Source organism: Streptomyces sp. CA-111067 (assembly GCF_050956065.1).
GTDB lineage: Bacteria > Actinomycetota > Actinomycetes > Streptomycetales > Streptomycetaceae > Actinacidiphila.
Map to the genome: position 1 here is coordinate 6222049 of NZ_CP192103.1, position 24113 is coordinate 6246161.

Sequence of the window (24113 nt, forward strand, 5' to 3'; positions counted from 1 at the left end):
GTCGTGCACGAAAACAATCCGGACTTGCCGGCGCCCGCGGCGGACATCGCCACTGAGCCCAGTGACGGCGGTGACGCGCTCACCGCCACCGTGCGCGGGCTGCTGCCCTCGCTGACCCCTGCCGCCGCCCGGATCGCCTCGCTGATCGTCGAGGACCCGGCGCAGGTGGCGCGCAGCACGATCTCCGAGCTGAGCGTGCTGGCCGGTACCAGCGAGTCGTCGATCGTACGGACGGCCCGGGCGCTGGGGTTCGCCGGCTACCCGGAGCTGCGGCTCGCGCTGGCCGCGTCCGCCGCGCGGCAGGCGCCGAGGTCCACGATCACCTCCGGGATCACGCCGGACGACTCGGCGGCCGAGGTGATCGCGAAGCTGGTGCACACGGAGTCGCGGGCGGTGCTGGAGACGGCGACGCAGCTGGACGCGGAGCAGTTGACCGGGGCGGTCAAGGCGGTGTGCGGCGGCGGGCAGTTGCACCTGGCCGGGGTCGGCGCGTCCGGGCTGGTCGCCCAGGACCTCCAGCAGAAGCTGGCCAGGATCGGGCGGGCCTGCCATGCGCACGGCGACTCGCAGTCGGCGCTCACCAGTGCGGTGCTGCTGGGGGAGGGGGACGTCTTCCTCGCGGTCTCGCACTCGGGGGAGAGCCGGGACGTCCTCGAACCGCTGCGGCGGGCGGCGGCGAAGGGGGCGACGACGGTGGTGATCACCAACCACCCGATGTCGCGGGCCGCCAAGCTGGCGGACTTCGTCCTCGTCTCGGCCGGCCGGGAGACGACGTTCCGCCCCGGCGCGATGGCGAGCAGGATCAGCCAGCTCGTGGTGGTGGACTGCCTGTTCGTCTGCGTGGCCCAGCGCACGTTCGAACGCTCCAGCAAGGCCCTCCGCATCACCTACGAGGCCCTGGAGAGCGACCGCATCTCCTGACCCCCGGCCTCCGGCCCGGTCGCGCTCTCGTCGGCCCCGGCCGACCCCGGTCAGCGCCCCGTAGGGGCGCGGGAACCGCGCGACCAGCCACGATGTGCCTTGCAGGCGGCCGACTGCCCAGCCACTTGAGGTCGTCGCCGGACCACCCAACCGTGGGTGGCTTGTCGCGCAGTTCCCCGCGCCCCTGGTGATGCCGGGGCAGGTCGCGCCCACGCGGCGGAGCCGCATATCAGACACGGTCCCGCGCCCCTGGTGATGCCGGGGCAGGTCGCGCCCAGGCGGCGGGGCCGCATTTCAGGCACGGTCCCGCGCCCCTACGGGGCCCATGCCGGCCGGGGATGGGCGCAACCGGGCCGGAGGCTACTTGCCCGGGATCACGTCCACGTCGTCCGCGTTCACGAACGCCATGCGGTGGTTGTAGATGATCTCGTAGACCTTCGTCGTGCCGACGAAATCGTGCTGGTCGTAGGGTGCCGAACCGTCGTAGTAGATCGCGAAGTACGAGTCCGTGTGGACCGCCGGGCCGGATTCCACGTACGACTGGCCCGCGGGGATCGCGTACTTGGCCGCCGGGGTCTGCGGGCGGGGGGTGCCGCCCTCGAAGGCCACGAAGTCCGGCGGGTACACCGAGGACTCGGGGTAGGCCGTCGTGTAGACCGGGATCGACGTGCGGCCGGCCTTCGGGACGATGCGGGACGCCTTCACCGGGACCGTCGCCGGGTGCTGGGGGGAGTCCTGGAGCCAGGCCTTCTGGCCGGCCCACCAGATCGCGGTCCAGCCGGGCTGCCGGTCGGCGACCACGTAGCTCTCGCCCGCCGGGGCCTTGTCACCCCAGTCGTTCATCGCCGTCGTGCCCGCGCCCGTCGGGTGCAGGTACGGGTCCGCGACCAGCGGCGCGCTCGTACTCGGCGCCGTGTGCAGCGGCACGAAGCTGGACGGCGCCGCCGGTGCCGCCACCGGGCAGTCGAAGCTGCGGTACGGGCCGGGGAACTGCTTGTAGCCCGCCACGTCGTCGCAGTACGTCGTGCTCTGCATGTTGTGCGCGTAGCCCGGCTTGATCGTGACCACGTCACTGCCCTGCCTGGCCGTCGCGTGGATCGGCGCGCCGAGCAGGTCGAAGAAGTGCTCCCAGTCCCAGCCGGGACCCGGGTCCCAGTGCTGGGTGGCGATGCCGGACTCGGTGCCGCCGGGGATGTTGTCGTGGCCGAGGATGTGCGCCCGGTCCAGCGGGATGTCGTACTTCGCCGCCAGGTAGCGGACCAGCTGGGCCGTCGAGCGGTACAGGTTCTCGCTGTACCAGGACGCGCCGTGGGTCGCCCAGCCCTCCTGCTCGATGCCGATCGAGTGCTGGTAGAACGACCGGTTCGCGCTGTCCCAGGCGATGTCCTTGGTCGGGATCATCTGCGTGACATGGCCGTCCTGCGAGCGCACCACGTAGTGCGCGCCGGCCGCGTAGGTCGGGTCGCGGAACAGGTCGAGCGTGCCGTCGTACGTCTCGTCCGTGCTGTGCAGCGTGATGTACCGGACGTCCAGGTTGCCGTTGGGGCGGTCCGCGAGGTCGTGGCTGCCGTAGTCCGCCAGGTCCGCCGGGTCCAGCAGGGTGTACGCACCGGGTATGAAGTCGCAGTTCAGCGACTTGGGGCACTCGGGCTTCTGGTTCGACGTCGGCGGCGTGACCTCTTTCAGGCCCAGCTTGCGCACGTCGCCGCGGTCCGGGTGCAGCCGGGGCGTGGGCGCCAGGGTGAGCTGCTGGCCGTCCTGGGTGGTGCGGGACGCGCCGGTGCGCAGGGTGTCCCAGACGCCGTCGGCGAACGCCTGCGCCACCTTGTCCTCGGTGGACTGGCTGTAGCGGGCCGCGGCCGCGTACCAGCCGTCGACGCCGTGCGGCAGCCTGCCGTGTCCGTAGCTCCTGGCGTAGGACGCCAGCAGGGCCGCGCCGCCGCGGATGTTCTGCGCCTCGTCGTCCTGCACGCTCGCGGTGTCCGTGCCGAGCAGCCCGGCCGCGACCGCCGCGGTGTGCTCGGCGGGGGCCTTGAGCAGGTCGGCGTACCGCGGCGACTGGGTGCTCAGGCCGTCCGCGTCGAGCTCCGCGGTGGTGAGGTCGGTGAGGTTCATCGGGCCGTAGCCCGCTTCGGCGTTGGACTGCCCGGCGTGCGCCTCCCACCGGGTCTCGTAGTACGACACCGCTTCGAGAACGGGCAGCGGTACGCCGAACTCGCCTGCCGCCGCGGTGAACTCCGCCTGCCGGCCGGCCTGCGGGACGTCGGCGCGCGCGGTGCCGGTGGTGGCCGCGGTGACCGACAGGCCGGCCAGCAGGGACAGGGAGGCGGCCAGCGTCAGGGCTCTGCGGCGGCGTGGACGGTGGGGGGAGCTGCTGAGGGGGCGGTGCATCCGGGCTCCTCGCGTTGCTTGGGTGAACTGCTGGGGCGCAGCCTGCCGAGAGCGACTGGCAGTTAGCAACCTCTGGGGCGTAAATCCTGGAACTAATTGCCAGACGGGGCCGGAAGTGCCCGCGGAAACGGCTGGCGTTGACCCGCGCGTCAAGGTTTACCGTCGTTCGTATGCGCATCGGTGAACTGGCGGAACGGGCAGGTACGACCACCCGTACCGTCCGCTACTACGAGTCCCTGGGGCTGCTGCCGCCCGCCGACCGGGCGGGCAACGGCTACCGCAGCTACGACGAGGAGCATGTGCGGCTGCTCGATCAGATCCGCACGCTCCAGGACTTCGGTTTCGGCCTGGCCGAGACCCGTCCGTTCGTGGAGTGCCTGCGGGCCGGCCACCCGGCGGGCGACACCTGTGCCGCCTCGCTTGAGGTCTACCGCCGCAAGCTCGCCGAACTCGACGCCTGCGCGGAGCGCATCCAGACGGTACGCGCCCAGGTCGCCGCGCAGCTGGCGCGGGCGGAGCTGGAGGCGGCGGGCCCGCAGGAACCGATGTGCGAACTGGCCACGGCCGTCACGACGGCCGCCGGCACCGCAGCCGCCGAGAGGAAACCGCCGACATGACCACCGCAGCACAGCAGTCCGCGACCCCCGTGACCCCCGTCGCCGAGCCCGCCGTCCTCACGGTGACCGACGCCACCTTCGCCGAGGAGGTGCTGACCAGTGAACTCCCCGTACTGGTCGATTTCACCGCCGACTGGTGCCCGCCCTGCCGGATGATCGCCCCGGTGCTGGAGCAGATCGCGGTCGAGGAGGCCGACCGGCTGCGGATCGTCCGGCTCGACGTGGACACCAACCCCGCGACCCAGGCCGCCTACGGCGTGCTGTCGATGCCCACGCTGCTGCTCTTCCGCGCAGGTGAGCCGGTCAAGGTGCTGGTGGGCGCGCGGCCCAAGCGCCGGCTGCTGCAGGAGCTGGCCGACGAGATCTGAGGACGGGGCCGGACGGAGCCCCCGTCCGCCGGTACGGGGGACCGAGCGGACGGGGACGTTCCGTGGCCGGGAATCGCTCCGACGGGAATATGAGTGGCCAGGGCCCGGAGAATGTGACACCCGTCGAATGTGACGCACATCTCATTCACGAATCGGCCCCCGCGGAAACGCACCACCCCGGCAGAAAACGCACCGCGCCCGCCCCGTCAGCAACGACGGGGCGGGCGCGGTGCGTTCGGCCCGGGAATCGGGCCTGGGCGGATCAGGCCTGCTTGGTCTCCCAGAAGATCTTGTCGATCTGGGCGATCAGGTCGAGCGCCTTCTGGCCGGTGGCCGGGTCGTTCGACGCCTTGGCCGCGCTGAGCGCCTTCAACGTGTCGTTCACCAGCTGGTGGAGCTGCGGGTACTTCTCGAAGTGCGGCGGCTTGAAGTAGTCGCTCCACAGCACCGAGACGTGGTGCTTGGCCAGCTCGGCGCGCTGTTCCTTGATCAGCACCGCCCGGGTGCGGAAGTCCGCGTCCTCGTTGGCCTGGTACTTCTCCTGGACTGCCTTGACGGACTCGGCCTCGATGCGGGCCTGGGCCGGGTCGTAGACGCCGCAGGGCAGGTCGCAGTGCGCGCTGACCTTCACCTTGGGCGCGAACAGGCGAGTGAACATGGCTGTCCTTCCTCGTGATCGTCTTTCAGGTGGGACATTACTCCTGGGGGACTCGGTTTCTCGGGTGCCCCAGGTGGCTTAGGGCAAAAGTCTGGTGTCACCCTGGTGCTGGGTGGAGGAACGAACCAGGAGGCGCAGGATGCGGGAACAGGGGGCCAGGCTGTCCTGGCAGTTGGCCGAGGTCACCGGTCCGTCGATGGCGCCCACGCTGCTGCACGGGGACTGGCTGCTGATCCAGAAGGTCAGCAGCGCCGCCGAGCAGGTGCGGGAGGGCGACGTCGTGGTGATGAGACACCCGTTGCAGCAGGATCTGCTGATCGTCAAGCGCGCGGTGGAGCGGCGCGAGGGCGGCTGGTGGGTGCTGGGGGACAACGTGTTCGTGGAGAACGACAGCCGGGAGTTCGGCGCGGTGCCGGACGAACTCGTCTTGGCCAGGGCCAGGGGCCGGTTCCGACCGGCCAGGGAGCTTCAGCGCTCGGTGGCCGGGGTGGCCTCCTGGGCGGCCTCGTGCGTGCGCCCGCTGCGTCCTGACCGCTCGTTCTCCAGGCGCTTGCGGGCCCGGTAGGCCGCCACGTTGGCGCGGGTGGCGCACCGGTCCGAGCAGTAGCGCCGGGACCGGTTCGTAGACGTGTCCACGTAGGCGTTGCGGCACGGCGCCGCCTCGCAGATCCCCAGCCGGTCGGCGCCGAGCGTGGTGAGCTGGAAGGCCAGGCCCATGCAGGCGGTGGCGGAGTAGCCGGCGGTGGCGTTGGTGGCCTGCTCGGCCAGGTGCATGTGCCAGTCGGGGCGGCCGGTGGTGTCGTCGAGGAAGTCATGGCCGGAGATCTGCGGGCTGACCGGGAACTCCAGCATGAGCTGGTTCAGCAGGTCCACGGCCCTGGTCTCGTCGCCCTCGTCGGCGGCCTCGAAGACCCCGCGCAGCCGGGTGCGGACCGCCCGCAGCCGCGGCACGTCGGCCTCGACCGCCCGCGCGGCGGGCTGGGTGTTGGCGCCGAACAGCGCCCGTACGGCCTCGACCGAGGTCAGCGCGTCGGTGCCGCGCAGCGGCTCCTCGCTGTTCACGAGGCGCACGGCGTAGTCCGAGTAATAAGCCAGTTCCACGTGTGGTCCTTACTGAGGGCATTGCGGGCTGCGTAACAGCCGAACCTACTACCAGGGTATTACGACCGTGGGGCTTGCCAACGGCACGGGGGCACGGGCCGCGGCGGCTCCGTACCCCCTTGCCGGTTGACGGCGCGTCACAGTACCTTTGATAGGAAGGCCCTTGTGCGTTCGTGCTGCGGATCGGCCAGCACCTCACGCGGCCGGCCCGACTCCACCACGGCGCCGTCGTCCATGAAGACCAGCGAGTCGCCGACCTCCCGGGCGAAGCCCATCTCATGGGTGACCACGATCATCGTCATGCCGTCCTCGGCGAGCCCGCGCATCACGTCGAGCACATCGCCGACCAGCTCGGGGTCCAGCGCCGAGGTCGGCTCGTCGAAGAGCATCAGCTTGGGCTCCATGGCCAGCGCACGGGCGATCGCCACCCGCTGCTGCTGGCCGCCGGACAGCTGCGCGGGGTAGCTGGCGGCCTTGTCGGCCAGCCCGACCCGCTCCAGCAGCGCGCCGGCCCGCTCCCGGGCCGCCGCCTTGGACTCCCGCTTGACCTGGACCGGGCCCTCCATGACGTTCTCGATCGCCGTCATGTGCGGGAAGAGGTTGAACCGCTGGAAGACCATCCCGATGTCCCGCCGCTGGCCGGAGACCTCGCGGTCCCGCAGCTCGTGCAGCCGGTCGCCCTGCTGCCGGTAGCCGACCAGCCGGCCGTCCACGTACAGCCGCCCGGCGTTGATCTGCTCCAGGTGGTTGATGCAGCGCAGGAAGGTGGACTTGCCGGAGCCCGAGGGGCCGATCAGGCAGCACACCTCGCGGGCGGCCACCTCCAGGTCGATGCCCTTGAGGATGTGCGCGGGGCCGAACGACTTGTGCACGGCCTCGGCCCGCACCATCGGCTCGGTGCCGTCGCCGCCGGCCGGGCCGTCCTTGGTCATGCTGGGGGCGCTCATGCGGTGGCCGCCTTCGGTCGGCGCAGGGTGGACACGTTCTTCATGACCTTCTGCCACGGGGTCAGCGGCAGGCTGCGCAGCGACCCGCGGGCGTACCGCCGCTCCAGGTAGAACTGGCCGACGCTGAACACGCTGGTGATCACCAGATACCAGAACGACGCGACGAAGTACATCTCCATCACCGCGGTACTGGAGTTGCCGATGTCGGAGGTGGCGCGCAGCAGTTCGGAGTAGGCCACCACCGAGACCAGCGAGGAGGTCTTGAGCATGTTGATGAACTCGTTGCCGGTGGGCGGGATGATCACCCGCATCGCCTGCGGAAGAACGATCCTTCGTATGGTGCGGGTGCTGGTCATGCCCAGGGCGTGCGCCGCCTCGGTCTGGCCCTCGTCCACCGACTGGATGCCGGCCCTGACGATCTCGGCCATGTAGGCGCCCTCGTTCAGCCCGAGGCCCAGCAGGGCGACGGTGAACGGGGTCATCACGTCGACGGTCTCGTTCTTGTAGATCGGACCGAGGTTGATCACATGGAAGATCAGCGACAGGCTGAACCACATCAGCAGCTGCACGTAGACCGGTGTGCCGCGGAAGAACCAGATGTACAGCCAGGCCACCGCGCCGGTCACCGGGTTGCGGGACAGCCGCATCACCGCGAACACCACGCCCAGCACCAGGCCCAGCGCCATCGCGCAGACCGAGATCAGGATGGTGTGCCACACGCCCTGGAGGACGATGTGGTCGAACAGCTCGCTCCTGACCGTGCCCCACAGGACATCGCCCTGGGAGAAGGCGTAGACCAGCCAGCCCAGCAGGACCAGCACCACCACGCCGCTGACCCAGCGGCCGTAGTGCCGCACCGGGACGGCCCGGATCGCCTCGTACGGCAACGCCCCCGGCGGCGGCCCCGCGGCCGGTTCGCCTGCGGGTTCCGCGGCGGGTTCGGGGGCGGCGGTTTCCGCGGCCGGCCCCGCGGCCGGTTCTTCGGCCGCGGAGCCCTTCTCGAACTTGTCAGTCACGCTGACTGCCCTTCATCACATCGTCGGCTTCGTCGGACCCGCGCCGGTCAGGATCCGCCGTTGATCGCGGACTGCTTGATCGCCCCGACGCTCGCGTTCCACTTCTGCAGCACCTTGGCGTACGTGCCGTCCGAGATGATCGCGTCCATCGCCGACTTCAGGGCGTCCCGCAGCTGGGTGTCGTCCTTGCTCACCGCGATGCCGAACGGACCCGCGTCGGCCGGCGAGCCGGCCACCTCGAAGTCCTTGCCGCCGCCCGCCTTCTGGGCGATGTACGCGGCCACCGGGGTGTCGTTGAGGTCGGCGACGGCGCCGCCGGCCCGCACCCGGGTCTGCGCCTCGGCGTCGGTGTCGAAGGACTCGACGGTCAGCCCCTTGGAGCCGCAGGTCTTCTTCTGCGCCTTGAAGGCGTCCTCGTAGATCGTGCCGCGCTGCACGGCCACGGTCTTGCCGCAGGTGTCCGCGAGGGTCTTGATCCCCTTGGGGTTGCCCTTCTGCACCAGCAGCGAGGAGCCGGAGTTGTAGTAGTCGACGAAGTCGACGCCCTTGCCCTTGGGCTTGCCGTTGTCGTCAAGTCCCTGCTGGCGGGCCTTGGTGTCGCTCATAGCGGACATGATGACGTCCGCGCGACCGGTGGAGAGCGACAGGATCAGACCGTCGAACTTCCCGTTGGTGAAGTTGAACTTCACCCCGAGCTGCTTGGACAGCGCGTCCGCGATGTCCGGGTCGATACCGACGATCTTGCCGTTCTCGGTCTGCTCCATCGGAGCGTACGACGCGTCCGTGCCGACCTGGATGACCTTGCTGTCCTGGTACTTCTGCGGCAGCTTGGAAAACAGCGGCGCGACCGCGGCCGTCGAGGTCGCGGGCCCGGAGCCCGCCGTGGACGAGCCGCTCGGGGTACTGGAGGAGTCCTTCTTTGTCTGGTCGCCACACCCGGTGAGCATCAGGGTGCCGGCGACCGCGACGGCGGCGACCGCGGTCAGACGAGTGAGAGCGGCCGAGCGCCTGGTGGTGCCTGCGGTCATCGCTGTGTCCTCCTGCGAGGTGAGGGTGTTACGTGCAGGGGGCATGGCACACGCCTTCGAGTACCGCCACCCTGTGTGATCTGTGCATCTTGCCATCCGGACAGCCCCAGCCAGGGTGCCCGTTGTGTCAAAATCGGATAACGGGCGATCCCCTGGCACCCATCGGGCCGGTACACCAAGGCCGGACCGCGATGGGGCTGTATCGATCCATTGGTGCGCGTGCGGCGCACCTGGCGTCGCCGTCATCCCGCTCACTCGTACCTGATGACGCGAACGCCGAGCCCAGTCCGCTCCTCCCGTTCCGGGAAGAGCGCTCACCCTCAAAACTCCACAAAGGGGTACAGAAGTGGCAGCGGAGATCGTCAACGCGAGGATCGAAAAGCACGGAACGGACAATTCCGTCAGCTCGACCGCCGGCGGCGGAACGGACGGCGGTGCGGAGCCCGCGTTCCCCATCGACCCGGTGTTCGCCCTGCACCGGGGCGGCAAGATGGAGGTCACGGCGACGGTGCCGGTGCGCGACGCCGACGACCTGTCGCTGGCCTACACCCCCGGCGTCGCCGAGGTGTGCACGGCCATCGCGGAGACCCCCGAACTCGTGCACGACTACACCTGGAAGTCGCAGGTCGTCGCCGTGGTCACCGACGGCACCGCGGTCCTCGGCCTGGGCGACATCGGGCCTGAGGCGTCGCTGCCGGTGATGGAGGGCAAGGCGATCCTGTTCAAGCAGTTCGGCGGGGTCGACGCCGTGCCGATCGCGCTGGCCTGCACCGGTGTGGACGAGATCGTGGAGACCGTGGTCCGGCTCGCGCCGTCGTTCGGCGGCGTCAACCTGGAGGACATCTCCGCGCCGCGCTGCTTCGAGATCGAACGCAAGCTCCAGGAGCGGCTGGACATCCCGGTTTTCCACGACGACCAGCACGGCACCGCCGTCGTCACGCTGGCCGCGCTGCGCAACTCCTGCACGCTGACCGGCCGGACGCTCGGCGAGCTGCGGGCGGTGATCTCCGGGGCCGGCGCGGCCGGGGTCGCCATCGCCAAGATCCTGATCGAGGCGGGCATCGGCGATGTCGCGGTCAGCGACCGCAAGGGGATCGTGCACGGCGGGCGGGACGACCTCAACCCGGTGAAGCGGGAGCTGGCCTCGTATACGAACAAGGCGGGGCTGACCGGGTCGCTGGAGGACGCGCTGGCCGGCGCGGACGTCTTCGTCGGGGTGTCCGGCGGGACGGTCCGTGAGGAGGCGGTGGCCACGATGGCGAAGGGGGCGTTCATCTTCGCGATGGCGAACCCGACGCCGGAGATCCACCCGGAGGTCGCGCACCGGTACGCGGCGGTGGTGGCCACCGGGCGCAGCGACTTCCCGAACCAGATCAACAACGTGCTGGCGTTTCCGGGGATCTTCGCGGGCGCGCTTCAGGTGCGGGCGTCCGCGATCACGGAGGGGATGAAGATTGCCGCTGCGGAGGCGCTCGCCGCTGTCGTCGCGGACGAGCTGAGCGCTGACCGGGTCATCCCGTCGCCCTTCGACGGGCGGGTCGCACCCGCGGTGAGCGCGGCGGTCGCCGCTGCGGCGCGGGCCGAGGGGGTTGCCCGCCGCTGAGGTCCGTTGCGCCTGCGGCGGGCTTTTCCCACCCGCCCACCCGTTTCCACTCGGGCTTCCGTGCGCCGCTTCCCGCTGGGGTGCTCCGCCGTTGGCGGGCGGGCCGCCGCTTCCCTACTGGACAGTAGGTCTCGTATGGTCGGGCTCATGTATGCCGTATATGCAGCTCGTACCGATGCCCGCGACCCGCTGTCCGGGCTGGAAGCCGGGGAGCGGCCGGAGCCGGTGGAGCGGGCGGGGTGGACCGTCGTGGACGTCAGGGCCGCCTCGCTCAACCATCACGATCTGTGGTCGCTTCGCGGGGTCGGGCTGCCCGAGGAGAACCTGCCGATGATCCTCGGGTGCGACGCCGCCGGGGTGGACCAGGACGGCAACGAGGTCGTGGTGCACTCGGTGATCGGGCAGACCGGGCACGGCGTCGGGCCCACCGAGCGGCGGTCGATCCTCACCGAGCGCTACCAGGGAACGTTCGCCGCGAAGGTGGCCGTGCCGACCTGGAACGTGCTGCCCAAGCCGGCCGAGCTGTCCTTCGAGGAGGCGGCCTGCTTGCCCACCGCGTGGCTGACGGCGTACCGGATGCTGTTCACCAACGCCGGTGTCAGGCCCGGCGACTCCGTGCTGGTGCAGGGCGCCGGCGGCGGGGTCGCCACCGCCGCGATCGTGCTGGCCAGGGCGGCCGGCCTGCGGGTGCACGCCACCAGCCGGGACGCGGGCAAGCGGCAGCGGGCGCTGGAACTCGGCGCGCACGGCGTGTACGAGCCCGGGGCGCGGCTGCCCGAGCGGGTGGACGCGGTGATCGAGACCGTGGGCGCCGCCACCTGGTCGCACTCGGTGAAGTCGCTGCGGCCCGGCGGCACGTTGGTGATCTCCGGCGCCACCAGCGGGCCCGACCCGGCGGCCACCGAGCTGAACCGGATCTTCTTCCTCGAACTCAAGGTCGTCGGCTCCACGATGGGGACCAAGGACGAGCTGGAGGATCTGCTCGGTTTCTGCGCGGTGACCGGGGTACGTCCGGTCATCGACTCGGTGCTGCCGCTCGAACGGGCCCGCGAGGGCTTCGAACACCTCGCCGGCGGCGAGGTGTTCGGCAAGATCGTGCTGACCCCGTAGCCGTTCCCTTGGCCGCTACTCGCCGTCGGGCTTGCCCGGCTCGTCCTTGGGGCGGCGCAGCGCCGCCGTGATCTGCGCGGCGGCGGCCGTCAGATGGCGCCGCACCACCCGCAACTGGGCGTCGTCCACGCCCAGATCGCGCGCGGTGTCCCGGATGTCGTCGCGGAAGCGGTCGAGCAGGCGCTCCAGGTCGCGGGGCGGATCGGCGGACGGCGGCGAGTCGTCCTCGACCTCGTCGGCTTCCTCGTCCTCGCGGTCCGTCTCGTCGGCGTCCTTCGCCGAGTCCCCGTGCGCGTCCGCGTACCAGCCCGGCGTCGGCCCGCCGCCGGACCAGGGCGGCGCCCCGGACCCGCTCCACGGCGTGCTCGGCGGCTCCATGCCGGCGCCGAACCGGCCCAGCTCGCGGGTGAGTTCGTTCAGCCCCTCGCGCAGCCCGGCCTGCCAGTCGCCGCCGGTGGCGTGGGTGCGCACCTGGTCCTGCACCTGCCGGGCGATCCGCTCGACCTCGTCACGCGCGCTGTCCATCGCGTCCCTGGCGGCCGCCCTGGCCGCCTTCGCCTGCCGCTGCGCGTCCCGCGCCTCCTGCCGGGCCCGGCGGCTCTCCTCCTTGGCGCGCCTGGTCTGCTCCCGCCACTCCTGCTTGATGCCGCCGGCCGCGTCCCCCTCGGGGCTGCGGGCCTGCTGCGCGGCGGCGCGCACCTCGCGGCGCAGGTCGCCGGCCGCGCCGCGGACGTCCTCGCGGATCTCGGCGGCCAGCGTCGAGACCGACTCGCGGATCTCGGCCTCCAGGCCGGCGATCTCGTCGGCCCGGTCGGCCAGTTCGGCCCGTCCTGCGTCGGTGAGGGCGTAGACCTTGCGGCCGCCCTCGGTGGAGTGGCTGACCAGGCCCTCCTTCTCCAGCTTGGCCAGCCGCGGGTAGACCGTGCCGGCCGAGGGCGCGTAGAGCCGCTGGAAGCGCTCTTCGAGGAGTCTGATCACCTCGTAGCCGTGCCGCGGCGACTCGTCGAGCAGTTTGAGCAGGTACAGCCGCAGCCGGCCGTGAGCGAAGACGGGAGCCATGTCAGATGTCCTTCCGCGGTGTGGTGCCCCCGTCGGATGTGTCCCTGAGGTCGTCGAGCGGCGGCCGGCGCAGCAGCGCGACCGCGCCCGACAGCGTGTTGGCGCGCAGCCGGGAGCGGCCGGCCCCGAGCCGGCCGGTGACCTTGCGCGATCCCCACTGGCCGCTGGTCCGCAGCTGGTCGAAGGCGCAGGAGATGGCGCCGCTGGTGGTGGAGACGTCCACGTCGGCGTCGCCCGGCTCGGGGATCCGGATGGCGATCTCGCCGGAGACGGTGCCGAGCCGGACGTCGGCGCCGGAGGTGGGGTCGAGGTCGAGCACCATGTTGCCGCTCACCGAGTTGGCCCTGACGTGCGAGCCGCTGCCCTCGACGACGGTGAGGTCGCCGGAGACGCTCTGCACCTCCAGCTCGCCGCTGACCGACTGCGCCTCGACGTTGCCGCTGACGGTGTTGGCCCGCACCGGGCCGCTGAGGCCGACCAGGGTGGTGTCGCCGTTGACGCCCTGGACGCTGGTGGGGCCGGAGATCCCGGAGACCACCGCGCCCGCGCCGACCACGCCGACCTCGACCCGGGTGCCCTGCGGCACCGCGAGCGAGACCACCGCGTGCCGGTGCTGGCCCTTGCGGTCCCACCACTTGAGCAGGCCCTTCCAGGGCAGGTCGTCGTACGCGACGACCAGAGTGCCGCCGGACAGCTGGATCCGCAGCGGCGGCCCCTCCAGCTCGCTCACCTCGACCCGGGCGGGTCCCTCGTCGATGCCCACGACGTTGACCGCGCCGTTGACGATCCGCACGCTCAGGGCGTCCACCCGCTCCTCGAACACGAACTTCTCGGGTTCCGCCACGGTTCGTTCCGACGTGCCGCTCATCGTGTCCCCCTCCAGGGAAGTGGTCGCGACGCAACATATCGCGTCTTCTGAGAGACACGATATATCGCGTAATCCGGAAGTCAAGCGGCGCGCGCCTACTCGTCCTCCTCGTCGTCGTCCAGCCGGGCCAGCCAGGTGGCCAGCCGCTCCACCGGAATCTCGAACTCCGGATTGAGGTCGACGAACTCGCGCAGCCGGTCGGCGAGCCACTCGAAGGTGACCTCCTCCTCGCCGCGCCGGTCAGCCAGCTCCTCGATGCCGCGGTCGGTGAAGTACAAGATCTGCTCCGGCTGAAGGTAGGGGGACGATGGAGACGGGAAAAGGATAGGCAGAGTCGGTGATCGCCCACCCGTCGCACGAGGCGGGCGCTAGCCTTCGGGGACGAGCAGGTCGGCGGGGGGACATGAGAGGCGTGGTGACGGCGGGGAGGCAGGCGCGCACGGTTTCCGGTGTACCGGGGTCCGGGGGCGCACGGTGATGTCAGGGGGCGCGCAGGAGCCGCCACCGGACCCGGCCGAGATTCTGGTACCCCTGGTCAGCGCCGCCACGGTGCGCGTTCACGGCGCCGAATCAGGGAACCCTTTCCTGGGCAGCGGCTTCTTCGTCGCCCCCAACTGGGTGCTCACCTGCGCGCACGTGGCGCCGGCGGAACGGGAGGCGAGCGTGGGAGGGGCGGCCCGCACAGTGCTCGTCGGCTACGGCGACCAGCTGCTCAGCGGCGTGGTCGAGTGGTCCGACCCCGCCGCCGACCCCGGCATCGACCGCTGGCCGGCCCCCGACCTGGCACTGATCCGGCTGCTCGACATCATCGACCACCCCTGCGTGTGGCTCACCGAGCGCACCGCCAAGGGCTACTCGACCAACCAGGTCGCCTACTTCGGCTGGGTGCCGATGGACGGCGAGGTCATGTCGTACAACGGCCGCTGCACGATCAGCGGCCAACTCGGCAGCGCGGGCGGCGGAATACTCAAACTGGGCAACGAGGACGAGATGCCGTACGGCGTCTCCGGCGGCCCGGTGGTGGACCTGGTACGCGGCGAGGTGATCGGCGTGCTCAAGTCGCGCCGCACCGCGCAGGACGGCGGACTGGCCGTGGGCATCCAGCAGTTACGCAAGCTGCCCGCCGCGCAGGACCCGGCGAAGGACCTCTACCACCGGGTGATGACCTCCCACGACCTCTACCACGCCGACCGCTACCGCTCGGTGAACGACCGCGGCGGCACCTGGACCGACGCGCACAGCGAGCTCGGCGCCGCCGTGGGCCGCGCGCTGACCCCCGGGCAGCGCACCACCCTGCTCGGCCGGCTGGCCGGACTCCCGCCACCCGCCTCCGCGAAGAGCCTGCAGGACATCATCGGAGCCGTCCGCGGCAGCCCGGCGCAGGGCCTGCCGGTCGCCCCCCGCGGCTGGCGGGACGGCCTCGGGCTGCTCTACGACCTGCGGCGCGGCAGCGCCGAACTCGAAGCGGTGCTGCGCTACGCCGTGCACGCCGCCACCGCCGACCGCACCCGGCCCGCCGACGAGACCGACGAGAAGGCGCTGTGGGTCTGGGCACAGGACGCGGCCGCCGACGCGGTCGGGCTGACCCGGCTGTTCCGCAACAACCTGGTCGACGAGCGCCGGGTCAGGCTGCGGGCCCGCGGCGCCCGGGTCCCCGAGGCGGTCCCGGCGCACCGGGCCCGGCAGGAGGCACTGGTCGAGATCATCCCGCGCGGCTGGGAGCCCGGGCGCTACGACTGGCGGGTCTGCGTGGTGCCCGAGAGCGGCGAGGTCGACTGCGTCCAGGAGGAGTTCGGCGGCACCGCGCTGGCCGGACTGCCCGCCGCGCTCGGCCCCGCGCTCGCCGAGGCGTTCCGCCGCTGCGACGCCCCCGGCTATGTGGCGGCGCTGCAACTCGCCGTGCCCGGCGCCCTGGTGGCCTTCGCCGCCGACACCTGGCCGCTCGGCACCGGCGGCGCCCAACTGGGCACCGAGCGCCCGGTGGTGGTCCGGCGCACCGACCCGACCGGCGAGCAGGACCGCGACCCGGCCTGGGCCGAGGAGCGGCTCGGCCGCTGGCTCGCCCTGCACCAGCAGCCGCCCCGCCCGGAGATCCTCGACTGCGACGACGGCACCGAGACCGCCCTCCCCGGGGAGGACGAGCTGCGCGCCCGGCCGCGCGACACCCTCCCGGTGCTGTGCCGGAGCGCCGGAGCCGCCCCCGAGGCACTGCACCGCATCGCCGGCAGCGGCTACTGCGTCGCGCTCTGGCGCCGCGAACCCGTCGAATCCGAGGCGGTGTGCGCCGACTTCCACCGCGGAGTCCACCGCACCGTCCGCGACGCCCGCTCCGCCGGCCGCCTCCCGGCCGCCCTGACCGCCCTGCGGGCCGCCGTGGCCGACGGCGTCCCAGAGGCCTACTGGTCCATCGGTTTGACCCTGCTGTACGACGACCCGACCAGACCCCTACCGGGATCCGACGAGCTGCTGGAGACTCCTTGACTAGGGACGAAGAGGCATCGAGGTGAGTGACTTGACCGAGGCCACCCCCGCAGGCGAATGGCTCATCTACCGCGGCACCGGTGAACCGCACACCGGCATCGACACGCTGCCGGAACCGCCGCCATGGCGGGACTTCGACGGGTCTCCGCTGGTTCAGCGGGGGCCGGGGCAGGACAGCTCCTCGGCCCGCAGGCTCGGGGCGTACCGGCACATGGCCGAGATGCACCGGCCGAGTCCGGAAGAGCTGGAGATGGTCAACGCCGCGCTCTACCTCCGCCGTCCGCTGCTCGTCACCGGCAGCCCCGGCACCGGCAAGAGCACGCTGGCGCACGCCGTGGCGTACGAGCTCGGCCTCGGCCGGGTGCTGCACTGGCCCATCGTCAGCCGCAGCGCGCTCCAGGACGGGCTGTACCGCTACGACGCGATCGGCAGGTTGCAGGACACCCAGATCGCGGCGAACTCCGGCACCGTGCCGCCCGGCGGCATCGGCAGCTACATCCGGCTGGGGCCGCTGGGCACGGCGCTGCTGCCCACCGCGCAGCCGCGGGTGCTGCTGATCGACGAGCTGGACAAGAGCGACATCGACCTGCCCAACGACCTGCTGAACGTGATGGAGGAGGGCGAGTTCGCGATACCGGAGCTGGAGCGGCTCGCCGAGCGCGAGCCGCAGGTCGACGTGCTGACCGACGACGGCGCCAAGGTCACCGTGCGGGAGGGCCGGATCCGCTGCCGGGCGTTCCCGTTCGTGGTCCTCACCAGCAACGGGGAACGGGACTTCCCGCCGCCGCTGCTGCGCCGCTGCATCCACCTGGAGCTGGGCCGCCCCGACCACAAGCGGCTGTCCACGGTGGTCCGCGCGCACCTGGGCGACGAGGCCGCGACCGTCGGCGACGACCTGGTCAAGCGGTTCCTGGAGCGGTCGCGCGGTGAACTGCTCGCCACCGACCAGTTGTTGAACGCGATCTACCTCACCCACCATGCCGCGCCGCCCACCCGCTCCCGGCTGGCCGACATGCTCATCCAACGGCTCGACCGGCCCAGGTGACGCGGTCATGGCAGCCGAGCCACACGACGATCCAGCGCCCGACCTCCCTGCCGCCCCCGCTTCCGACTCTGTTCCGGGTACCTCCGACGCCTCCGGCACTTCCGACGCCTCCGGCACCTCCGATACCGCTGCTGATTCCGACTCGGCCGACCCGCTGGCGCAGGTCGTCGGCGCGCTGAGCCGGGCCGGGCTCGAACCCGCCGCCACCGAACTGGCCGACGCCCTCTGGCTGGCCCGCTGGTCCAGGCCCACCGCCGAGGAGAGCGAGTCCGACGGCGCCGGCCGGCACCACGACGACCGCTGGACGGGCCTGCACGGCTCCGACCGGCCGCCGCCCATGATCGGCGACACCGACGGCAAGGGCGTCCGGCTGACCGGCCCGCCGCCCGCCGACGGCGGCACCGTCGCCCTCTACCCGGGGGTTGCGGAGCCCGGCCGCAACCGGGCCGCCGCCACGCCGGGGGGATCGGGCGGCCTCACGGTGGCCGTGCCGGAGGCCTCGGTGCTGCCCCGGCTGCTCGAACTCCAGGCCGCTCTGCGGCCGTTGCAGCGCTATCGCAGCGCCGCCCGGCCGCTGCGTGAGGTGCTGAACGAGAGCGCCACCGCCGAACACACCGCGCGGGCGGGCGGGTTGCTGCTGCCGGTCTTCGAGCCGGTGTCCCGGGGCGACGCGGCCATGCAGCTGCTGATGGACGCCTCCTCGTCGATGTACGTGTGGGAGCGGATGCTGCGCGAACTCGGCGGTGTCTTCGAACGGCTCGGCGCCTTCCACGAGGTGCAGGTCCGCTATCTGCACGCCACCCCGGACGGCGAGCCCGCGGTCAGCGGCCGGTTCGACCCGGAGCCGGCCGGGCTGCGCTCCGCGGACCAGCTCAGCGACCCCACGGGACGCCGGGTCACGCTGCTGGTCAGCGACTGCGCGGGGCCGCTGTGGCGGTCGGGCCAGGCGCACCGGCTGCTGTACCGGCTGGCCAGGTACGGCCCGGTGGCGGTGCTCCAGCCGCTGCCGGCCCGGCTGTGGGCCCGTACCCGGCTGCCGGTGTCCTACGGCGTGCTGCACCGCGCCGAGGGCCTGGTGCTCTCCTCGCCGCTGCGCTTCTCCGGCGGGGCCGGCGGCTACGCCTCCGCGCCGGTCGGCGACGCGCTGCCGATCCCCGTACTGCCGCCCACCGCGCAGGCGTTGGGCGCCTGGGCGCAGCTGCTGGCCGGCACCGGCGCGGGCGAGGTGCCCGCCGCCGTCGGCTGGGTGCGGCCCGACCAGCCGGCCACCCCCGGCTCGGCGCGGCGCACTTCGGCGCCGCCGGCCGCGCTGGTGCGGCGGTTCCGCTCGGCGGCCTCGCCGGCCGCGGCCCAACTCGCCGTCTACCTCGCGGCTGCGCCGCTGTTCCTGCCGGTGATGCAGCTCGTGCAGCGCACCATGCTGCCCGACTCCGGGCCGGCGGAGCTGGCCGAGGTGCTGCTCAGCGGGCTGCTCACCCGCAGCTCCGGCGACGACCCCGGCGACCACCGCTGGTACGAGTTCGCCGAGGGGGTGCGGGACGAACTGCTCACCCCGCTCGGCCGGGACGAGGCGCTGCTGGTGCTCAAGCACTGCTCGGAGTACGTCGAGCAGCGGTTCGGCAAGAGCGGCCCCAACTTCCCCGCGCTGGCCATCACCCAGCTCACCGAGGGTCCGAGCGACCGGATCTCGGACGCCGCGGTGGCCTCGGCGGCCCGCGAGACGGCCCGCGCGGAACGGGACCTGGCGGCCGGCGACGAGTCGCCGCAGCCGTTCGCCGAGGTCGCCGCCCGGGTGCTGGAGCGCTTCATGCCGCTGCCGGAGAGCGGCGGCCAGGACCGCGGCTCGGCGGTGCGGTCCTCCACCGCGGTCCGCAGGGCCCGCGACCTGGTGGCCCGCTTCACCCACGAGGGCATGGTGCAGAACCTGCTCGACGCGGTGAAGCTGCTGCGGGACGCCGCCGCGGAGGAGCGGGTACGCGGCTCCGACCCGGAGCTGTGGAGCGAGCTGGCGCAGCAGTTGATCACGCTGTGGCGGGTACGCGGCGGCGCCGCGCTGCTGCGCGAGGCGCAGGAGGCCGCCGAGACCGCCGCCGCGCACCCCGGTTCGGTGCCGGCCCGCGCGGTGCGGGCCCGGGTGTTCCAGGCCGCGGCGGAGGACCGGGCGGCGGCCGGTGACGAGCGGGGCGCGCTGGAGCTTTTGCGGCGCGCCGACCGGGAGTTCACCGCTGTCTGCGCCGCTCCCGGGCTCGACCCGCAGGAGGTGCTGGGCGCCACCCTGGAGCGCGTCCAAGTGCTGGAGGACCAGTGGCAGTTGAGCGGGGACGCGGGGCTGCTCCAGGAGACCGTCGGCATGCTGGAGGCGTTCTCCGACTCCTGGCCGCCGGCCGATCCGCGCCCCAGCGCGCTGCCGCTGGCGCATGGCCGGGCGCTGCTGCGGCTCGCGGGCGCCGCCCGCGAGTTGGAGCGCGAGCAGGTCTACGCGCACCAGGCGGCCGAGTCGTTCGTGGCCGGCATCGACGCGCTGGAGCGCGAACAGGCCGGCTCCGAGGCGGTGATCGGCGCGACCTTGTCGCTGGTGGACGCGCACCTGCTGGCCGGCGGCCGGCTGCCCGAGGCGCAGGGCCTGGTCGACCGGGCCATGAGCGCCACCCGGGACCGGCTGCTGCGCGCGGCCATCCTGGTGCGGGCCGGCCGGATAAGGGTCGCCCGGCACACCGAGGGCGGCCCGCCCGGTGAACTGGAGGCCGCCGCGGGGCGGTTCGCGGAGGCGTGCCGGCTCACCGCGCGTGACCGGGCCGAGTACAGCGACCTGGTCGCCGAGTGGGGCGCCGCGCTGCTCGGCCGGGCCGCGCTGCCCGGCGGCGAACCCTTCGTCAACCGGGCCGTGCTGGTGCTGCGGGACTGCCGGATGGAGACCCCGGAGGGCGATCCACGGCTGCCCGGGCGGCTGTTGATGCTCGGCAGGGCGCTGGTGCTGCGCTACCGGGCCGAACAGGACCTGGTGGACCTGCGGGAGGCCGAGCACGTACTGGGCCTGGCCGTGCACCCCGCCGAGGACCCGGCCCAAGTGGCGCGGATCTACTACGAGTTGGGGGAGTCGCACCGGCTCGGCTATCTCGCGGTGCGGCGCAGCGAACGGCTTGAGCTGGCCGCCGACGCCTACCGCAGGTCCGCCGAGGCCGCGGCGACCGCCGCGGAGCAGGCGGTGGTACCGGGCCCCATGGTGCGGCTGTCCGCACTGGCGCATCATTGGCGTGGAGTCGTCTACGAGTCGGCCAGCCGCCCGCGGGCGGCCAAGGAGGCCTACCGGGCGGCGCTGGCCGATTGGCGGCGGCTGCCCGACGGGGGCGGCGCCGACGCCGACCGCTCGGCGGAACGGCTGGCCGCGCTGATCGGCGAGGACTGATTTCGGGACGAGTTGGGAGGCTCGGATGGAGCAACGACCGTACGGTGCTGCGGAGGGGTACGACCCGGCCGCCGCGCCGGTGCCCGATCTGCTGGGCATGGACCTGGAGGCCCTGCGCACCACTGAGCATCCGGTGCTGGCCGAACTGGTCAGCGACCTGCGGGAGCGGATCGCCGCGCCCGGCGCGGGGGCGCTCTGGGGGTTCGACAACTCGATGTGAAGAGCGTGCGCCGCCCGACCGCCCGCCGCGAGCGGGAGTGCGCCCCGGGACCCGGCCCGCTTTTGGCCGGACTCCGGGGCGGATGCAGCCAATTACCCTCCCGGGTGTTTGTGCCGGCCCGCGCGGCGGGAACAACTGCGGGGGCCGACGGGGCGGCCGGACGCACACGGGGGAGGTGGGGTGCGGTGCAGCAACCGACCGGCGGCGGGCCCGAGTCGGGCACGGCGGTGGCCGTACGGGCGGTCCCCGGACGATCGCCGGAGCGTACGCGGCCCGACGGCCTCGTCCATGCCAGGCCCGAACACCGGGCGGCCGAACGGCCCGCGCCGGAACCTCTGGCAGCCGCGCGTCCCGCGCCGGAACCTCTCGCGGCCGAACGGCCCGCGCCGGAGCATCTCGCCTCCGCGCATCCCGCGCCGAAACCTCTCGCAGTCTCGCGTCCCGCGCCGGAACCTCTCGCCCCCGCGCGTCCCGCGCCTGAACAGCCCGTACCGATACGGCAGTTCATCCTCAAGACGCACAGCCGGTGCAACCTCGCCTGCACTTACTGCTATCTCTACGCCGGCCCCGACCACGGCTGGCGCGGCCGGCCGCGCACCCCGGAGCGGGACGTGATCCGGCGGACCGCGCAGCGGATCGCCGAACACGCGGCGGCGCACGGGCTCTCCGACGTGTCGGTGGTGCTGCACGGCGGCGAACCGCTGCTCGCCGGCGCGGGCCGGCTGGCCGCCGACGTGGCGCAGGTGCGCCGGCTGGTGCCGGCCGGCTGCTCGGTGCACGCGAGCGTGCAGACGAACGCGACCCTGCTCACCCGGGACCGGATCGCCGTCCTGCGGGACGCCGGGATCCGGATCGGCGTCAGTCTCGACGGCGGCCTCGCCGCCCACAACTCCGCGCGGGTCGACCACGCGGGACGGCCCTCCTGGACCGCCGCGGCGGCCGGGCTGCGGCTGCTCGCCGAGCACGGGCCCGGCGTCTACGCCGGGGTGCTGTGCGTGGTCGACCTCGCGCACGACCCGGTCGCGGTCTACGACTCGCTGCTCGCGTTCTCGCCGCCCGCCATCGACCTGCTGCTGCCGCACGGCAACTGGACGGCGCCGCCGCCCGGCCTGCCCGCGGCCGCCGACGACCCCGCGCCGTACGGCCGTTGGCTGACCACGGTGTTCGACCGCTGGTGGGACGCGGACCGGCGGCGGACCAGGATCAGGCTGTTCGAGGAGTGCGTGGCGTTATTGCTGGGCGTGCCGGCGGCCACCGAACGGCTCGGCCTGCAACCGTTCACCGCGGTCGTGGTGGAGACCGACGGCAGCATCGAGCAGGTCGACTCGCTCAAGTCCGCCTACGAGGGCGCCGCGTTCACCGGTCTCGACGTGTTCCGGCACAGCTTCGACGACGCGCTGCGCCACCCCGCGATAGCCGCCCGGCAGTCCGGTCTCGCGGCGCTCGGCCCCACCTGCCGGGCCTGCCCGCTGGTCCCGGTCTGCGGCGGCGGCCACTACGCGCACCGGTACCGGGCGCCCGAGGGTGACCCGGCCCCGGCCGCGGTGGCCGGGCGCGGGCCGGGGGTCGTCACCGTACGGCCGGCCCGGGGCCACGTCCGTCCGGCCAGGGGCGCGCAGGGAAGCCGCGCCCAGGGAAGCCGCGCCCAGGGCGCTCAACCAAGGCACGCGGGCGCGCGACCCGTTGTCGACGTCCGGCCCGCCGCGGGCGTCCGGACCGCCGTGGACGTCCGGTCCGCCGTGGGCGTCCGGCCCGCCGCGGCCGGGTTCGGCAATCCGTCCGTCTACTGCGCCGACCTCGCGCTCCTCATCCGGCACGTCGGGCGGCGGCTGGCCGAGGCCGCCGGGCAGGGGACGGTCCGGTGACGGAGACGACAGGAGTGACGGGCGCGATGCTGGGCGAGCTGGGCAGGACCGGCGGCGGACGGCAGGCCCTCGAACTGCTGGTCGCGCAGCAGCGCAAGCGGCGGCTGCTGACGCTGCGCGCGCTGCTCGAAGCCGTGACGGGCGCGCCGGCCGGCGCCCTTCCCGAGGGGTCCGCCGAACGGGTGCTGCGCGACTGGCGGCTGCTGGAGGCCGCCGACCGGGCCGACCCCGCCGCCGCTCGCCGGGTGGTCAACTACCCGCAGACCGGCGCCTGGGCGGAACGCAGCCTGCGCGCGCTGACCGTCCCTGAGCTCGCGGGCACCGCGGGCGCCCGGCTGCCGCACCTGGCGGCCGTCGCCGCCGCCGCCGCGACCAGGGCCGGCCTTCGGTTCAGCGCCCAAGTCCCGGTGCACGAAGGCATGCTGACGCTGCCCACCCTCGGCTGCCACCCGGCGCCGAACGGCCGGCCGGTGCTGGTCGAGGGCGACGGCGGCCGGATCCGGCTGCACGTCCGCGGCCCGGCCGCCGACCTGCCCCGCGACCACGGCCGCGGCCACCCCGCCGTCGCCGGCCAGGGGCCCGTCGAGGTCCGCCGCGGCCCCGACGGGGTGTGGCGGTCCGCCGCCCCGGGCTGGCGCCCGCTGCGCGCCCTGTGGACCGACGACGGCCGGCCGGTGCTGATCGACGACGCCGACCCGTACCGCGACGACGACCGCCGCAGCAACCCGTACGGCCTGACCGCCGCGGCCACCCTGGACGCGGCCGAGCACGCCCGCTGGAGCGACGCCTGGCGGGACGCCCAGCCCTGGCTGCGGCGCGCCGACGGCAACCGCGCGCTGGAGGTCGGACTGCTGCTCGACTGCTTCGTGCCGCTGGCCGGGTCGCCCACCGCGCAGTGCAGCGCCACCCGCGGCGAGGCGTTCGGCGCGCTGCTCAGCAGCACCCCGCGCAGCGGCCTCGAACTGGCCGCCACCCTCGTCCACGAACTCCAGCACACCAAGCTGCTCGCGCTGTCGGAGCTGACGGTGCTGCACACCGCCGACGACGCGCCGAACTACTGGGCACCCTGGCGGCCCGACCCGCGGCCCTTCGACGGCCTCTTCCAGGGCGCTTACGCGCACCTGGCGCTGGCCGACTTCCACCTCGGTGTGGCGCTGACCGCGAACCTGCCCGCGGCCCGCAGGGACACCGCGTGGGCCGACCACTGCCGCTGCCGGCAGCAGGTGGAGCACGCCCTTCCGCAGATGCTCGGCTGCAGCAGGCTCACCGCACCCGGCCGCACTCTGGTCAACGCCATGGCGGCCCATCACACTCGGCTCAAGGAGCACACACCGCCGGACGGCCACCTAGCCCGTGCGGAGGCATACGTCCAGACGTCCCGTGCCATCTGGCGGCGGCAGCGCACATGA

The 24113-nt window shown here is 73.0% G+C and carries 20 protein-coding genes and 1 pseudogene; 12 read left to right on the forward strand and 9 right to left on the reverse strand.

What is annotated here, in order from left to right; all coding sequences use genetic code 11:
- Positions 1 to 3: 3 nt before the first annotated feature.
- The gene (locus tag ACQPW6_RS27575; protein WP_433892377.1) at positions 4 to 921 is read left to right on the forward strand and encodes a MurR/RpiR family transcriptional regulator; all 918 of its coding nucleotides are present in this window, start codon (positions 4 to 6) and stop codon (positions 919 to 921) included.
- A gap of 360 nt (positions 922 to 1281) precedes the next feature.
- On the opposite strand, the gene ACQPW6_RS27580 is transcribed toward ACQPW6_RS27575, so the two are convergent.
- Complete coding sequence (locus tag ACQPW6_RS27580; RefSeq protein WP_433892378.1) at positions 1282 to 3312, reverse strand: N-acetylmuramoyl-L-alanine amidase; 2031 nt, start codon at positions 3310 to 3312, stop codon at positions 1282 to 1284.
- A 170-nt stretch (positions 3313 to 3482) separates the two neighbouring features.
- On the opposite strand from ACQPW6_RS27580, the gene ACQPW6_RS27585 reads away from it, so the two are divergent.
- Positions 3483 to 3929 carry a MerR family transcriptional regulator gene (locus ACQPW6_RS27585; protein WP_433892379.1) on the forward strand — a complete coding sequence of 149 codons (447 nt, stop codon included), beginning with the start codon at positions 3483 to 3485 and terminating at the stop codon, positions 3927 to 3929.
- Positions 3926 to 4297, forward strand: coding sequence for a thioredoxin (gene trxA, locus ACQPW6_RS27590; protein WP_433892380.1), 372 nt, complete (start codon positions 3926 to 3928; stop codon positions 4295 to 4297). Before ACQPW6_RS27585 ends, trxA begins: the two co-directional genes overlap by 4 nt.
- Before the next feature lie 262 nt (positions 4298 to 4559).
- Here trxA and sodN read toward each other — a convergent pair whose 3' ends face one another.
- A complete protein-coding gene (gene sodN / locus ACQPW6_RS27595; RefSeq protein ID WP_329136320.1) occupies positions 4560 to 4955 on the reverse strand; it encodes a superoxide dismutase, Ni in 396 nt (131 codons plus the stop codon).
- A 139-nt stretch (positions 4956 to 5094) separates the two neighbouring features.
- On the opposite strand from sodN, the gene sodX reads away from it, so the two are divergent.
- Positions 5095 to 5520 carry a nickel-type superoxide dismutase maturation protease gene (gene sodX, locus ACQPW6_RS27600; protein ID WP_433892381.1) on the forward strand — a complete coding sequence of 142 codons (426 nt, stop codon included), beginning with the start codon at positions 5095 to 5097 and terminating at the stop codon, positions 5518 to 5520.
- Here sodX and ACQPW6_RS27605 read toward each other — a convergent pair.
- From ACQPW6_RS27605 to ACQPW6_RS27620, 4 genes are all read right to left on the reverse strand, one after another.
- Positions 5424 to 6056: a CGNR zinc finger domain-containing protein gene (locus ACQPW6_RS27605; RefSeq protein ID WP_433892382.1), complete on the reverse strand. Its 633-nt coding sequence runs from the start codon at positions 6054 to 6056 to the stop codon at positions 5424 to 5426. The two genes, sodX and ACQPW6_RS27605, sit on opposite strands and share 97 nt — an antisense overlap.
- Before the next feature lie 137 nt (positions 6057 to 6193).
- Positions 6194 to 7003, reverse strand: coding sequence for an amino acid ABC transporter ATP-binding protein (locus ACQPW6_RS27610; protein WP_433892383.1), 810 nt, complete (start codon positions 7001 to 7003; stop codon positions 6194 to 6196).
- On the reverse strand, positions 7000 to 8019 hold the full coding sequence (locus ACQPW6_RS27615; RefSeq protein WP_433892384.1) for an amino acid ABC transporter permease: 1020 nt from the start codon (positions 8017 to 8019) through the stop codon (positions 7000 to 7002). The genes ACQPW6_RS27610 and ACQPW6_RS27615 overlap by 4 nt, the downstream gene beginning before the upstream one ends.
- 47 nt (positions 8020 to 8066) lie before the next feature.
- A complete protein-coding gene (locus tag ACQPW6_RS27620; RefSeq protein WP_433894685.1) occupies positions 8067 to 9047 on the reverse strand; it encodes an ABC transporter substrate-binding protein in 981 nt (326 codons plus the stop codon).
- 346 nt (positions 9048 to 9393) lie between these two features.
- Between ACQPW6_RS27620 and ACQPW6_RS27625 the strand changes: the two genes are divergently transcribed.
- Together ACQPW6_RS27625 and ACQPW6_RS27630 are read left to right on the forward strand one after the other, a co-directional pair.
- Positions 9394 to 10650: an NAD(P)-dependent malic enzyme gene (locus ACQPW6_RS27625; protein WP_433892385.1), complete on the forward strand. Its 1257-nt coding sequence runs from the start codon at positions 9394 to 9396 to the stop codon at positions 10648 to 10650.
- Between the two features lie 147 nt (positions 10651 to 10797).
- Positions 10798 to 11760 carry a zinc-binding dehydrogenase gene (locus ACQPW6_RS27630; protein ID WP_433892386.1) on the forward strand — a complete coding sequence of 321 codons (963 nt, stop codon included), beginning with the start codon at positions 10798 to 10800 and terminating at the stop codon, positions 11758 to 11760.
- Between the two features lie 15 nt (positions 11761 to 11775).
- Here ACQPW6_RS27630 and ACQPW6_RS27635 read toward each other — a convergent pair whose 3' ends face one another.
- The 3 genes from ACQPW6_RS27635 to ACQPW6_RS27645 form a co-directional block, all read right to left on the reverse strand.
- A complete protein-coding gene (locus ACQPW6_RS27635) occupies positions 11776 to 12819 on the reverse strand; it encodes a helix-turn-helix transcriptional regulator (protein ID WP_433892387.1) in 1044 nt (347 codons plus the stop codon).
- A 1-nt stretch (position 12820) separates the two neighbouring features.
- Positions 12821 to 13687, reverse strand: coding sequence for a DUF4097 family beta strand repeat-containing protein (locus tag ACQPW6_RS27640; RefSeq protein WP_433892388.1), 867 nt, complete (start codon positions 13685 to 13687; stop codon positions 12821 to 12823).
- 95 nt (positions 13688 to 13782) lie between these two features.
- Positions 13783 to 13965 carry a DUF6104 family protein gene (locus tag ACQPW6_RS27645; protein WP_433892389.1) on the reverse strand — a complete coding sequence of 61 codons (183 nt, stop codon included), beginning with the start codon at positions 13963 to 13965 and terminating at the stop codon, positions 13783 to 13785.
- 199 nt (positions 13966 to 14164) lie between these two features.
- On the opposite strand from ACQPW6_RS27645, the gene ACQPW6_RS27650 reads away from it, so the two are divergent.
- From ACQPW6_RS27650 to ACQPW6_RS27675, 6 genes and pseudogenes are all read left to right on the forward strand, one after another.
- A complete protein-coding gene (locus ACQPW6_RS27650; RefSeq protein ID WP_433892390.1) occupies positions 14165 to 16168 on the forward strand; it encodes a trypsin-like peptidase domain-containing protein in 2004 nt (667 codons plus the stop codon).
- Positions 16169 to 16190: 22 nt separating this feature from the next.
- On the forward strand, positions 16191 to 17213 hold the full coding sequence (locus ACQPW6_RS27655) for an AAA family ATPase (RefSeq protein ID WP_433892391.1): 1023 nt from the start codon (positions 16191 to 16193) through the stop codon (positions 17211 to 17213).
- 7 nt (positions 17214 to 17220) lie between these two features.
- Positions 17221 to 20619 (forward strand): SAV_2336 N-terminal domain-related protein, encoded by a 3399-nt coding sequence (locus ACQPW6_RS27660; RefSeq protein WP_433892392.1) that lies wholly within the window; start codon positions 17221 to 17223, stop codon positions 20617 to 20619.
- A 25-nt stretch (positions 20620 to 20644) separates the two neighbouring features.
- Entirely contained in the window at positions 20645 to 20839 is a 195-nt protein-coding gene (gene fxsA / locus ACQPW6_RS27665; protein ID WP_433892393.1) for an FxSxx-COOH cyclophane-containing RiPP peptide, read from the forward strand.
- 494 nt (positions 20840 to 21333) lie between these two features.
- Positions 21334 to 22380 (forward strand): annotated as a pseudogene (locus tag ACQPW6_RS27670) (FxsB family cyclophane-forming radical SAM/SPASM peptide maturase); the annotation flags it as partial.
- 320 nt (positions 22381 to 22700) lie between these two features.
- On the forward strand, positions 22701 to 24113 hold the full coding sequence (locus ACQPW6_RS27675) for an aKG-HExxH-type peptide beta-hydroxylase (RefSeq protein ID WP_433892394.1): 1413 nt from the start codon (positions 22701 to 22703) through the stop codon (positions 24111 to 24113).